The 13,745-nt window shown below is 33.9% G+C and carries 14 protein-coding genes, 2 tRNA genes and 1 other RNA gene; all 17 read left to right on the plus strand.

What is annotated here, in order from left to right; translation table 11 throughout:
• Window positions 1–315 precede the first annotated feature (315 nt).
• Complete coding sequence (gene gmk, locus LE180_RS01825) at window positions 316–930, plus strand: guanylate kinase (RefSeq protein ID WP_374133787.1); 615 nt, start codon at window positions 316–318, stop codon at window positions 928–930.
• A complete protein-coding gene (locus tag LE180_RS01830; protein ID WP_374133788.1) occupies window positions 927–1,196 on the plus strand; it encodes a hypothetical protein in 270 nt (89 codons plus the stop codon). The genes gmk and LE180_RS01830 overlap by 4 nt, the downstream gene beginning before the upstream one ends.
• A gap of 9 nt (window positions 1,197–1,205) precedes the next feature.
• A complete protein-coding gene (locus LE180_RS01835) occupies window positions 1,206–1,751 on the plus strand; it encodes a flavoprotein (RefSeq protein ID WP_374133789.1) in 546 nt (181 codons plus the stop codon).
• Window positions 1,751–2,410 carry a phosphopantothenoylcysteine decarboxylase gene (locus tag LE180_RS01840; RefSeq protein WP_374133790.1) on the plus strand — a complete coding sequence of 220 codons (660 nt, stop codon included), beginning with the start codon at window positions 1,751–1,753 and terminating at the stop codon, window positions 2,408–2,410. The genes LE180_RS01835 and LE180_RS01840 overlap by 1 nt, the downstream gene beginning before the upstream one ends.
• Window positions 2,358–3,119, plus strand: a complete 762-nt coding sequence (locus tag LE180_RS01845) for a uracil-DNA glycosylase (RefSeq protein WP_374133791.1) — start codon at window positions 2,358–2,360, stop codon at window positions 3,117–3,119. The genes LE180_RS01840 and LE180_RS01845 overlap by 53 nt, the downstream gene beginning before the upstream one ends.
• A complete protein-coding gene (gene priA, locus LE180_RS01850; protein ID WP_374133792.1) occupies window positions 3,116–5,164 on the plus strand; it encodes a primosomal protein N' in 2,049 nt (682 codons plus the stop codon). Before LE180_RS01845 ends, priA begins: the two co-directional genes overlap by 4 nt.
• A 120-nt stretch (window positions 5,165–5,284) precedes the next feature.
• Window positions 5,285–5,358, plus strand: a tRNA-Ile gene (locus LE180_RS01855).
• A gap of 83 nt (window positions 5,359–5,441) precedes the next feature.
• A tRNA-Val gene (locus tag LE180_RS01860) sits at window positions 5,442–5,513 on the plus strand.
• 158 nt (window positions 5,514–5,671) lie between these two features.
• On the plus strand, window positions 5,672–6,382 hold the full coding sequence (locus tag LE180_RS01865) for a zinc ribbon domain-containing protein (protein WP_374133793.1): 711 nt from the start codon (window positions 5,672–5,674) through the stop codon (window positions 6,380–6,382).
• A gap of 10 nt (window positions 6,383–6,392) precedes the next feature.
• An RNA gene (rnpB, locus tag LE180_RS01870) (RNase P RNA component class A) lies at window positions 6,393–6,727 on the plus strand.
• A 23-nt stretch (window positions 6,728–6,750) separates the two neighbouring features.
• Window positions 6,751–7,104 carry a sulfite exporter TauE/SafE family protein gene (locus LE180_RS01875; protein ID WP_374133794.1) on the plus strand — a complete coding sequence of 118 codons (354 nt, stop codon included), beginning with the start codon at window positions 6,751–6,753 and terminating at the stop codon, window positions 7,102–7,104.
• 6 nt (window positions 7,105–7,110) lie between these two features.
• A complete protein-coding gene (gene rsmH, locus LE180_RS01880) occupies window positions 7,111–7,989 on the plus strand; it encodes a 16S rRNA (cytosine(1402)-N(4))-methyltransferase RsmH (RefSeq protein ID WP_374133795.1) in 879 nt (292 codons plus the stop codon).
• Between the two features lie 67 nt (window positions 7,990–8,056).
• Window positions 8,057–8,233 (plus strand): hypothetical protein, encoded by a 177-nt coding sequence (locus LE180_RS01885; protein WP_374133796.1) that lies wholly within the window; start codon window positions 8,057–8,059, stop codon window positions 8,231–8,233.
• Window positions 8,234–8,246: 13 nt separating this feature from the next.
• A complete protein-coding gene (locus tag LE180_RS01890) occupies window positions 8,247–9,977 on the plus strand; it encodes a peptidoglycan D,D-transpeptidase FtsI family protein (protein ID WP_374133797.1) in 1,731 nt (576 codons plus the stop codon).
• A gap of 117 nt (window positions 9,978–10,094) precedes the next feature.
• The gene (locus LE180_RS01895; protein WP_374133798.1) at window positions 10,095–11,630 is read left to right on the plus strand and encodes a UDP-N-acetylmuramoyl-L-alanyl-D-glutamate--2,6-diaminopimelate ligase; all 1,536 of its coding nucleotides are present in this window, start codon (window positions 10,095–10,097) and stop codon (window positions 11,628–11,630) included.
• Window positions 11,630–13,027: a UDP-N-acetylmuramoyl-tripeptide--D-alanyl-D-alanine ligase gene (murF, locus tag LE180_RS01900; protein ID WP_374133799.1), complete on the plus strand. Its 1,398-nt coding sequence runs from the start codon at window positions 11,630–11,632 to the stop codon at window positions 13,025–13,027. The genes LE180_RS01895 and murF overlap by 1 nt, the downstream gene beginning before the upstream one ends.
• A gap of 3 nt (window positions 13,028–13,030) precedes the next feature.
• Window positions 13,031–13,745 (plus strand): phospho-N-acetylmuramoyl-pentapeptide-transferase (mraY, locus tag LE180_RS01905; protein ID WP_374133810.1); only part of this gene is annotated, 715 nt, incomplete at its 3' end.

Genomic DNA, 13,745 nt, shown 5'->3' on the forward strand with positions numbered 1-13,745 from the left:
TATCGGACGAATCAAGTAGGTTCGGCAAAGCCTGCTCTTCATGGCTGTCAAAAATGCTTTATAAGCATATTCAATATGTTGTGATATTACACAGCGTTGTTGATATTTTAAATTTTAAATGCTAAGCTCAGGGTACAAGTTGGGGAGGGATTTACTTTTTAATGTATTTATGTACTTTTGAGAGTATCTGAAAGTCTTTGAAAAATCAATGTGTTTTTGATTTATATAAGAAGCAACATCGCCCCGATGTTTTTTGTAATCTCCGTTCTCTTTTTTGTGCGCTTTTATTGGAATTTTCACGTGTTGAATAAAAATTTGAAAAAATCATTAGGCAATATAATTATCGTTTCTGCACCGTCAGGAGCGGGTAAGACCGCTATATGCAAAGCTGTTATTAAAAGCAGTAGAAATATTGCGCATTCAATATCATACACAACAAGGTTTCCGAGAAAAGGCGAGAAAAACGGCAGAGAATATTTTTTTGTTAATGAAGCAACTTTTAAAAAAATGATTAAAGAAAAAAAGTTTGCCGAGTGGGCTAAGGTTCATAACAATTACTATGGTACTTCAAAAGATTTGCTATTGAAAGCATTAGAATCTGGTAAAAATATTCTTTTAGAGATTGATGTACAAGGTGGAGTGAGCATAAAAAAGCAATATCCTCAAGCTTATATGATTTTTGTAATGACTCCTGATTTTAGAACAATGGAAAAAAGGCTAGTGGCAAGAAATAAAGATTCTAAAGAAGTGATAGGAATACGTTTAAATAATGCAAGAAAAGAAATTGGGTATCTTCAAAAATATGAATATTTGGTGATAAATAAAGAATTAGACGATGCTGTAGATGCGGTTAAAACGATTATAAAGTCTTTAGAGTATAAAGTTGTAAAAAGTCAAAAATATTTTGCGCTAAAGGGGATTAAAAAATGACATCAACAGAAATGCAGTTGAGAGAAGCTGTATCATCGTCTAAATTAGGAAGATATGAGATAGTAGCTCTTTCTTTTGAATGGATTTTGTTAAACAAGCAAAATGAAGACTTTAGAAAACTTACAGAAACTAAACTTATAAACAAAGCGCTAACTGATGTTGTTACCGATGTTGATATTCTTGAGAAAATGGAAAAATTACGTAAAAAAAAGAAAAAAGAAATAGAACATGAACCAGCCATAGAAACAAATAGCAAAAATAAATAGATACTAATTATGTTTTTAGAAAATAAAAATATTGTTTTAGGTGTTTGTGGCTGTATAGCGGCATACAAAAGTTGCGATGTAATAAGGCAACTTGTAAAGCTGAAGGCGAATGTTGAATGTATTTTGACAAAAAGTGGGTCAAAATTTATTACGCCTCTTACTTTGCAGACTCTGTCAAAGAATAAAGTTCACACAAATATGTTTGACATTCTCGATAAGTGGGAAATAAATCATATATCGCTTGCCCAAAAAGCGGACGTTATTATTGTTGTCCCCGCGACAGCTGACATAATTGCAAGACTTGCATGTGGCAGAGCAGACGATTTGATTGCCTGCACGGCGCTCGCATCTAAAGCTAAGATTTTAGTGTGTCCTGCGATGAATTCAAATATGTTCAATCATAAAGCTACACAAAACAATATTGAAATTTTAAAAAGTTACGGTTATCAGTTTGTTATGCCGGAAAATGGCGAGCTTGCCTGTGGCGATTGGGGCAACGGAAGGCTTGCTAATGTGGATATTATTGTATCTGCAGTAAAGGAAATCTTCAAGTAATGTCAACAAGACTTACATTTCTCATTTTATCAGGACCTACAAAAGAATACATTGATCCTGTAAGATATATAAGCAATGAATCGTCAGGCAAAATGGGTAAGGCTCTTGCTGAAGCTGTTTTAGAAAAAGATCACAAAGTTATTTTTGTTTCAGGACACGTAAATGTATTGCCAAAAAATGTAAAACTTATAAAAGTTATATCTGCTTTAGAAATGCTTGAAGCTGTAAAGGCTAATTTGAAAAAATCAGATGTTATTATAAGCGCTGCTGCTGTTGCAGATTACAGACCCGCTAAGATTTGTAAACATAAAATAAAGAAATCCTATTCAACTTCATACGAAACAATAGAACTTAGACGAAATCCCGATATTGTAAAATATTGCGCCGACCATAAGACAAATCAGGTTGTTGTCGGGTTTGCTCTAGAAACTTGTGATATTTTGAAAAATGCTAAACTCAAGCTAAAAAAGAAAAATCTTGATTTAATAATTGCTAATGGAAAAGAATCCTTTGGATCTGACAGCGCTACCGTTCATGTAATAAGCGCCGACGGTATTTTAAAAATGAAAAATAAGAATAAAAAAATAATTGCGAGAAGAATTATCAATGAAACAATCAGAATATTTCAAAATATTAAAGTTGACAAAAAGATCTCTTGAAGAATATAAAAACTGGGGAGAAACAGAAATTTATAAAGCCCCTGTAACTAGAAATCCTATTGAAAAAAGCATTTTGAAAAAAGAGAGACAAAAAACCTTTACGACGAAAGTAATGAACTCAAATGAAGAGCTTGGACAACTAGAAGAGCAGGTGAATTCTTGTCAAAAATGTCCTTTAGGAAAAAATCGCTTAAATGCTGTGTTTGGAGTTGGTTCGTCGAACGCGGATTTGATGTTTGTTGGCGAAGGTCCTGGTTATGATGAAGATCACAAAGGCGAGCCTTTCATTGGGAGAGCGGGTCAACTTTTAACAAAAATCATTGAAGCAATGGGGAAAACAAGAGAAACTGTTTATATCGCTAATATAGTAAAATGCCATCCTATGATAGATCCCTCTAATCCTGAAAAACGCGCAAACGACAGACCGCCTACCCCGGAAGAAATGGAAGTTTGTAGGCATTATCTAGATATGCAACTTGATATTATTAAACCCAAAATTATTGTGACTTTAGGCGCATCTTCAACAAAAGGACTTCTAAATAATGGAGAATCTATTAGTGAGATAAGAGGCGCTGTAAAAGAATATAATGGTATAAAACTCATGCCAACATATCATCCTGCCGCTCTTCTTAGGAACCCTAGTTTAAAAAAGTTCGTTTGGGAAGATATGAAAAAAATTATGCATTTTTTAGAAACAGGTAAAATATGAGAGTTGTGGAAGTTGCAGTTCCTATTCCCTTGAAGACGATTTTTCACTATTTGCCACCAGATTGTGTAAATGCTGAAACTGTAGTAGGAAAAAGAGTTAAAGTTTCTTTCCGTAATAGAACTTTAGTTGCATATGCTATTTCTTGCCAAGATATCAATCAAAATTTTGAAAACTTTAATCTCGCAAAGTTGAAAAAGATTGTTGAAGCGATAGATATCGAACCTCTTATAACGCAAGAAACGATGAACCTTGCGGAGTATATTTCAAAGAATTATGTATGTTCTTTGGGCGAGGCTTTGGCATCAATTATTCCTGTTTCCATGAAACCTCCGAAAAGAATTACAAAAAATAAAAATGTCGCTAAAGAAATAACTAATGAAAAACATGTTCCAATTCTAAATACACAACAAGTTAATGCCGTAAATTTGATAAACGAAACTTTAGAAAAGAATGTTTATGCTTCTTTTCTTTTACATGGCATAACAGCTTCAGGTAAGACTGAAGTTTATATGAGCGCGATAGAATATGCCTTAAAACAAAATAAGAGCGCCATAATGCTCATTCCTGAAATCTCCCTTACACCGCAATTTGTATATGTTATATTAAAGCGATTTGGATTAGATGTTGGCGTATGGCACAGCGGTATCAAAAATACTGAAAAATATAAGTTGTTTTTAAAAGCAAAAACCGGTGAAATAAAGATAATGATTGGAGCAAGGTCTGCAATTTTTGCTCCGTTTGAGAATCTTGGTCTTATAATCATAGATGAAGAACACGAACATACTTATAAACAAGAACAAAAACCTGCTTACGATGCCAGAGAAATAGCCAAATGGCGTGGGAATTATCATAATGCGGCGGTGATTTTGGGTTCTGCGACTCCATCACTTGAAAGTTATAAAGACGCTCTTGAAAATAAAATTCGTTTGTTAGAGCTAAACGAACGTATAGGCAAAAGAGAATTGCCGGAAGTTAATGTTATCTCATTAAAAAACAGAGCACTTAAGCCAAGTTTGCTTCTTTCTGAAACAGTAGATGCAATATCAAAAACTTTAGCAAAAAAAGAACAAATAATTGTGTTTTTAAACCGAAGAGGATATTCTCCGGCAATTATGTGCAAAAAATGCGGGAGCGTATATCAGTGTCCAAAATGCTCTATCTCAATGGTTTTTCACAGAAATCCCGATTCACTCAAGTGTCATTATTGCGGTGAAACAAAATCGCTACCTATAATATGTTCTGTTTGTAAAAGCAAAGAAATAACGGTTTTTGGTACTGGGACCCAAAAAGTTGAAGACGAGCTGAAAAAACTATTTAGAAATGCAAGAATTTTCAGGCTTGATGGAGACACCGCATCTTCAAAAGAGAATTATGCCAAAGCATATAACGGCGTAAAAAACGATGAATATGACATATTGCTTGGCACGCAGATGATAGCTAAAGGTTTTGATTTTCCTAGAGTAAGCTTGGTATGCGTTATAGATGCCGATACATCTTTGCATGTTCCTGAATTTAGGTCGGTTGAAAGAACTTTTCAGCTTATAACCCAAGTAGCGGGACGCAGTGGCAGAGGAGACATAAGGGGAAATGTAATAGTCCAAACGAATAACCCTAGTCATTATGCGATAGAACACGCAAAAAATCACGATTTTATTTCATTTTACAATATAGAAATAGAACAGAGAAAAAAACTGTATTATCCGCCTTATTGCGATGTGGCAAAGATTTTAATAAAAAATAAAAATGAACAAAAAGTTGATGAGATTTCAGAAAAACTTTTTTATTTTCTTAACGATTTAATTGAAAGTTACGATTTAAATCTTAAGCTTTTAGGTCCTGTTTCGGCCTATATCGCAAAACTTAATAATATTTACAGAAAACATATAATAATTAAAGGATGTAGAGAAAATATATTAAAACTTGCAAATTTTTTGGAAAATTTTAAACAGCCTTCCGGAACCTCTGTAAGCATAGAAATTATGCCATATGATTTATTCGTCGACAAAATCGAAATCATCAACGAGAAAAGTCCGGAACCTCGGTAAGCATAGAAATTATGCCATATGATTTATAGTCCCTGTCAAATCATATAAAAAGACACTGAAAAAAGAAGTAAAAAATTGACTTAAATCAAATTTTTGATTATAATGCCACGTGTTGGGCGCGGGCCTGTAGCTCAGTTGGTTAGAGCGCTCGACTCATAATCGAATGGTCGTAGGTTCAAGTCCTACCAGGCCCAAACGTAAGCGTAAGAATATATAAAACTCTTGAGGAATCAAGAGTTTTTTGTTTGTTAAATTTGCTATAATGTCCACCGTTGGTGGGTAGTTAGCTCAGTGGAAGAGCACTCGCCTCACACGCGAGTGGTCGCAGGTTCGAACCCTGCACTACCCATTTGTGTAGCTACGTTGACGGGTAGTCTGTTTGTCATTCTGAAAGCCAAAGGGTTGAAGACTCTATTTTTCCGGATACTTCAGTTGCTTCGCTTTTTCAGTATGACAAAATAGGGCGCAAGCTAAACTGAAATTACAACGGAAAAAATCGAGGAATAAATGAACGATTTGAAACAGGATTTAGAGTTGTTGTATGAATTGCAGACCTATGATGTTGAGATTGCTAATATCAGAAACCAAATCAATCAATCTCCAGCGTTGATTGAAGAAAAAAATAAAGAATTAAAAATTAAAAAAACTGAGACCGACGCAAAAAAGAAAAGTTTTGTAGAGTTGAACTTCATTAAGAAAGAAAAAGAGTCTTTGCTCGATTCAAAAGAAAAGGCTATAAGCAAATATTCTATGGAATTGAACGCCGTTAAATCAAACGATATATATAAAGCGTTGCTTCTAGAAATAGAAAAAGCCAAAGATGATAAAAATATCATTGAAGATGAACTTTTAGAACTCATGAATAAAATAGATAACGAATCTGTCATAGTAAAAAAAAGCGCCGCTGAATTAAAAGAATTTGAACAGAAAATAGCGACAGATGTATCTAAAATTGAGACTTTTAAAAAGAAGCTAGAAGATGAAATCGACGGTTTAGAACAAGCAAGAGAAGAACACAAATTAAAAGTTAATCAATCAATATTGTCACAGTATGAAAGATTACGTGAAGGACGCGATGGAGAGGGTATAGCCATTGTTAATGGAGAAAGTTGCGGAGCCTGTGGTATGATGTTAAGACCACAGTTGATAAATCAAGCTCAAAAAGGACGTGAACTTGTGTTTTGTGATAATTGTTCCAGAATATTGTTAAAAAAATGAAATATTTCATGAAGACGGATACGCAATCGCTTTACATTTATTGTGAAGAGGAAAGTCCGAACTTTAACTACAGTTTATGCTGTAGTAAACGGTAGCAGGCAATTCCTGCAGCTCGTGAGAGCAGAGGTGCGAGCAGAGACGCTTTACTCAGAAATGAGAGAGTATCCTTGAAAAAGGATGAGCTTTTGCAGTAATGCAAAAGGTGAAACGGCTAAATCCTTACCGGAAAGCAAGACTGAAGTATGGTCGCTCGACTGTTAAAAGCGATTTTAACGGCAGAGAAATGATTGCGCTTTTAAATTTTTATTTAAAAGACAGAATTCGGTGTATAATCCGTCTTTGTGAAGTTAGCAGGTATTTTAAACTGAATGGAAATTATAACTTGTATTGCAATTGGTATTATCGGTGGATTTTTAAGCGGACTTATGGGTATCGGCGGGGCGACTATCCTAATGACGCTTATGCTTTTCTTTTTAAAAATGACTCAACATCAGGCTCAGGGCACGTCTCTTGCAATAATATGCCTAAGCTTTTTTTCAGTGCTTGTATATTATAAGAAAGGTCATGTCAATCTTAATGTTGCCGCTTTAATAGGCGTAGGGTTTATACTAGGTGGTATCATGGGATCTTATCTTGCTGATGCCATGCCGGAGCAAATTTTAAAAAAGTGCCTTGCTGTTTACCTTATAGTTGTAGCTGTAAAAATATTTTTTTCCAAATAAGGATATATGTACCACATTTCTGTAATGCCTTTAGAAACATCTCAATATTTAATCAATAAACTGGACGGCTTATATGTTGATTGCACATTTGGCGGCGGCGGACATACTTCTTACCTGCTTGAGAAATTTAAAGATATTAAAATAATTGCTTTTGATTGGGATGAAGACTCGTCAAAAAAATTTTGTGAAAGAGAAAAAATTTTTAACAATAGGGTAACATTTATAAGAGATAATTTTAAAAATATAAAAAAGGTTTTGGCAAATATCAATATAAATAAAGTTGATGGCATTTTAGCTGATGTCGGTGTTTCTTCAAAGCAATTTGACGATTTAGAGAGAGGTTTCTCGTTCAATTCAAATGTTTTGGATATGAGGATGGACAAAAGGAATACCCTGACAGCTAAAGAAATTATTAATTCTTATTCGAGCGAAGATTTAGCTGATATTTTTTACAAATATGGCGAAGAACATAAATCAAGGCAGATTGCGGACGCAATTCTATTACGCAGGAAAAGAGGGATAATCAATACAGCGTCGGAACTTCAGTCGATAATTTGTCATACCAAAAGATCTGAAGGAAAAATAAATCCGGCAACAAAAGTTTTTCAAGCGTTAAGAATCTTTGTAAACGGCGAACTTGAAAATTTAGAAACTTTGTTGTTTGACTCTCAGGAGTTGCTAAATGTTGGAGGAAGGATTGTGATAATAAGTTTTCATTCACTGGAAGATAGAATTGTAAAACAAAACTTTAAGCAGAATTCTGATAGGGGCATTTATAAAATTCTTACAAAAAAAGTTACTATTGCTTCAAATGAAGAAATAAAAATTAATCCTAGAAGTAGATGCGCAAAAATAAGGGCAGCAGAGAAAAAAATAAATGTATAAATCGTTTTTAACGATTATATTTATCATTTTCAGCATATTTGTTTACCTTTGGCAACAAAATACTTCAATGAGATTTGCTTATAAAGTAAGCAATTTACAGACCGAATATAATAAAATTAATGCTGAAAATGATTTGTTGAGATTAAAGATCAATTCTATACTTGCTCTTGAAAAAATGTATAAAGTTGCAAAAGAAAAAAATCTAGATCGTCCTGATGAAAAAACAATCGTTTACATTGACTAAGGTTTTCCTAAAAATGAGAAAAAAGAAAATCAAAAAGATTAATAGAAGGACTGCGCTTATATTCGTGATAATGTCAGTCTTTTTTCTTTTATTTGCAAAACTCGTATATGTGCAGATTATTCTTCATGGTAAAATAAATCGTACTGTTGATAAAATGATCAATCGTGAAAATGTCGAGACTCCAAAACGGGGAGACATTTTAGATTTTAACAGAAAAATTCTTGCTACAAGCATAAAAAAATATACAGTTTTTTTAGATCCCAAAGTAATAAAAGATTTTAATAGGGTGAAAACTGTTTTGGCAAATAATGGCATAAAAATCAAAGAAAAACAGTTAAGCGATTTTGGAAATACTTCATATGTTCCTATAGCTTTTAACATAAACGTGGATATTGTAGACAAGATAAAAAAGGAACAGTTGAAAGGTATAGGGTTTGGGACCAAGTACGTAAGACAGTATCCCGAAGGAAGACTTCTTGCTCATATTCTAGGAATAACGGACAGTGACGGAAATGGTCTTGAAGGAATAGAAAAAATTTACAACGAGCCGCTTTCTGGTAATACTATTATGACAAAAATACGCAGAGATGGATACGGACGAATTATACAAGATAAATTGGTTAATCAATCAAAGACACGCGGACAAAATGTTGAACTCAGCATAGATAGAACTATACAATTTATAACCGAAGAAGAATTAAGAAAAGTTTTTGAAAAATATAAAGCAAAAAAAGCGGTATGTATCGTTCAAGATCCAAAAGACGGCAAAATACTCGCCATGGTTTCGCTTCCAGATTTCGATTGCTCCGGTAAAATTAAAGATATAAGTATTTTAAGAAATGCTGCTATAAGCGATGTGTATGAACCGGGATCAACCTTTAAAATTGTTACCGTTGCAGCAGCGTTGGAAACTAAAAAAGTAAAACTTTCGGATACTTTTTATTTGGAAAATGGAAAATTTAAAATCGCCGGCCACACAATTAGAGACGATCATAAAATACAAGGTAGCGCATCGTTAAGTAAGTCTATGGAAATGTCATCAAACATAGGAATGGTAAAAATTGCGCAAAAATTAGGAAGTGAGAATTTTTACGAATATATAAGAAAGTTTGGGTTTTATTCTTTAACGGGTATAGATTTACCCGGTGAAGAAAGAGGACTCTTAATGGATGTAGAAAGATGGAATGCGTTAACTTTGCCTACGGTTTCTTTTGGTCAAGGTATAGGCGTTACCGCTTTACAGATAATAAATGCTTATTCTGCAATTGCAAATGACGGAATACTAACAAAGCCTTGCGTGATAAAAAAAATAGAAAAACTAAATGCGGATGGCGAAACTGAAATGGATGGCAATATTCTTGAATCAAGGGAAATTAGAAGAGTTGTTTCAACAGAAACAGCGCATGCTATAAAAAAGATATTGAAAAACACGGTAGAATTAGGTACAGGTAAAAGCGCTAAAATTAATGGATATACTGTAGGCGGAAAAACAGGCACAGCGCAAAAAGTTGATCCTGCAACAAAAACGTACTCCACAAAGCATTACACAGCATCTTTTTGTGGTATGGTGCCGGCAATGAACCCTGCGTTTGTGATACTTGTTGTTGTTGATGAACCAAAAGGTAGCAGTTATTATGCCGCTTCGGTTGCTTCTCCTGTTTTTGCCAATATCGCTCGAAGAACAGCTGAATATTTAGGAATAGAAAAAGATGATGTTACTCAAGCGGTATTCAAACACAAATAAAAGAAACAAGAGCATATAATACAAAATACATGTCTCGGCGAGCAAAGCTCGCCGGAGTATGTGAGGGTGTCAGGCATTAGCATGGCGAGGTATTGTAAACGCTAATCGGGAATAAAAATGAAACTAAAAGAATTTTTATCTGTTGACAATGTAATTATTATTGGCGACACAGATGTTGAAATCGAAAGTGTGTCATACGACTCGAGGAAAGTCGGTAAAAATTATGTTTTTTTTGCGCTTCATGGACACATTACAGACGGTTCCAAATATATCAATGAAGCTATAGAAAATGGAGCAACGGTAATTGTTACGACAACAAAGCAAGATACAATTTCTGTAACGCAAATTATAGCGAGCGATATTTTTCGTTTCATGTCGGATTTTTGCGCTAAATTTTACAATTATCCGGATAGAGAGCTAAATATTATCGGCATAACCGGTACAAACGGTAAAACAACAATTACTTATATGATAGAAAGCATTCTTGCAAATGCAGGCATAGAATGCGGTGTAATAGGCACTGTTAATTACAGATACAAAGATAAAATTATAGATGCTCCTAATACTACTCCTCAATCTTTAGATGTTTATAAAATTATAAGAGATATGGCAGATAATGGCGTAAAATACCTTGCTATGGAAGTATCCTCGCATGCTTTAAGTTTGGGTAGGGTTTACGGTATAGATTTTGACACAGCTATATTTACAAACTTAACGCAAGATCACTTAGATTTTCACAAAACTATGAATAATTATTTTGAGAGCAAATCTGTACTGTTCAAAGGTCTTGGAACGAGCGCAAAAAAAAATAGGAAGTATGCTATAATTAACGTCGATGATAAGTACGGAAAAAAATTGTTAGAACTAGATATTAACGCCAATCAAAAACTCTATTCTGCTGTTGATAAAAATAAAGCAGATTTTAAAGCCGAGAATATTGAGATTGCAAGCTCAGGTAGTAAGTTTGATTTAGTTTTTAGTAGTAAAAAAACAAAAATCGGCATAAAACATATAGGTCTGCATAATGTTTATAATGCTTTAGCCGCTTTAGCCGCTACTGTTTGCAGCGGTATTTCTTTTGATATGGCTGTTGAAGGATTAAACAATTCTAAACAAGCGCCCGGCAGACTTGAAAGAGTTGATACAAAAGATATTGGATTTGACGTGGTTGTGGATTATGCCCATACTAGTAATGCTTTAAAAAATGTTTTACAAACTATAAAGAAGATAAAACCACGTAGAGTTATCACTGTTTTTGGTTGCGGCGGCGATAGAGACAGAACGAAAAGACCTATAATGGGGGAAACTGCCGTCAAGATGAGTAACTTTGTTTTTGTAACGTCGGATAATCCCAGGACGGAAGAACCTGAAAGGATAATTTTGGATATAGAAGCTGGTATAAAAAAAACTTATAAAATTAACTACAAAATTGTAGTCGACAGAGAGCTGGCTATAAAAGAAGCTATTATGATGGCAAACAAAGGAGATATTGTTCTCATTGCAGGCAAAGGTCATGAAGTTTATCAAACTATTGGTACTGAGAAAAGGCATTTTAACGATATTGAAGTTGCAAAAAAATACATAGATTTAAAGTTGGAAAAAATAAAATTTTCTAAAAACGTCGAACATCAACAAAGGGAGTTTAACTTTTAATGGAATCTTTTCATCTTAAGGAATTGATACGCGTTTTACACGGAAAATTTATAGTAGGAAATCCAAACCTTTTAATAAAAGGCATTTCTATTGACTCAAGAACAATTAAAAAGGGCGAGGCATATTTTGCCATAAAAGGAAAGCGTTACAATGGACACGATTTTATAAATGAAGCGCTCGATAAAGGCGCAGTTGCCATAGTTTATTCAGAAAACATTACAAATTCTGTAAAATCTTTTTCTAAATTCCCTTCATTGATAGAAACCAACGATACCATTGTTGCGCTTGGCGACTTTGCCAAGTTCTATAGATCAAAATTTCGAAATACAAAAATAATCGGTATTACAGGCTCAAATGGAAAAACTACCACAAAAGAGATATTAGCGTCAATTCTTAGCAAAAAGGGAAAGGCTCTTTCAAATAAGGGAAATTTTAACAACAGAATAGGTCTCCCTCTTTCGATATTTCAGTTAACTTCAGATGTTGAGTATGCAGTTTTCGAGATGGGGACATCTTTACACGGTGAGATAAAAATATTGTCTGATATTCTAAAGCCCGACGAGGGTATTATTACAAATATCGGTTTTTCTCATTTAAAAACTTTCATTTCGGCTGAAGGCGTGTTTGAAGAAAAAAAAATTTTGTTTGACAATGTAAAAGAGGGCGGCTGTATAATTATAAATAATGACAATAGTTTTCTAAAAACAATCCAAAACACCGACAACCATCAAATCGTTACATTTGCTATTGATACTACTGCCGATGTCTATGTAAAAAACATAGAACTATATTCAAACAAAACTGACTTTGGTTTGTTTTATAAAGACAATTCTGTAAAAGTTTCAATACATGCAAAAGGTCTGTTTAACGTTGAAAATGCTTTAGCCGCCGCGTCTTGCGCAATAGGGCTTGGATTTTCTCTAAATGAAATAAAAGAAGGGATAGAGACTTTTACTCCTCCAAAAATGAGAATGGAAACACTTGTAACAAGTAGTGGCGTTGTTTTAATAAACGATGCTTATAATGCGAATCCATCGTCAATACGGCAAGCGATACAGGCTGTTTTGCAATGTTACGCTGGTAAAAAAATCAATCTTGTTCTTGGCGATATGCTTGAACTTGGCGACAAATCTGAAGATTATCATTTTGAATTAGGTAAATTTATTGCCAATCAAAATATTACATCCGTCGCTCTTGTAGGGAATATGATGATTAATACAAGGAACGCTATAGGCAATAAAGATGTTTTCTATTCTGATAATCAAGCTAATCTTTTAAAACATCTTGAGCAGATTGCTGTTGATGAAAATTACTTATTTTTATTTAAAGGTTCGAGGGATATGAAGTTGGAAGAAATTTATGCAAAATTTTATAGTATTTTAGAACAAAAGAGGTAAATTGTGTTTTATCATATTTTTTATCGTTTAAGCGATGTTTTTACGCCGTTTAACGTTTTTCAATATATAACATTCAGGGCAGGCGGAGCTGTTCTAACCAGTCTTTTGATTTGTTTTATCATAGGACATTATATTATTAAAAGGTTGAGAAAATTTAAAATTAAACAAGTGGTAAGACTAGACGGACCCAAAACGCATTTAGTCAAAAACGGCACACCCACAATGGGCGGACTGATTATCTTGTTATCGGTAGTTACATCGACTCTTTTGTGGGCAAAACTTGATAACAGATTTATTATTTGGCTTTTGATGGGTACTATGTGGCTTGGTTTTTTAGGTTCCTGCGACGATTACTTAAAACTAAAGAAGGCAAATTCAGACGGACTTTCTGCTAAAGCGAAATTGTTTGGACAAACTATATTCGCCGCGTTGCTTGCCACATATTTAAGTTTTTTTCCTTCAAATCCTGACTTTGCAACGCTTGTAAATGTTCCTTTCTTGAAAAGTTTTTTTATAAATTTTTCTTTTTTGTATATAGTGTTTGCTATTATCATAGTTGTGGGCAGTTCTAATGCCGTTAATTTAACAGACGGATTGGATGGGCTTGCTATAGGCAATATCATAATTGTTACTTTTACGCTTGCTCTTTTTGCATATTTTTCAGGTCATTTTCAAATCGCAAATTATTTAAAAATTATTCCTGTGTCCGGAGCGGGCG

The sequence above is a fragment of the Candidatus Endomicrobiellum pyrsonymphae genome, assembly GCF_020328025.1.
Lineage (GTDB): Bacteria > Elusimicrobiota > Endomicrobiia > Endomicrobiales > Endomicrobiaceae > Endomicrobiellum > Endomicrobiellum pyrsonymphae.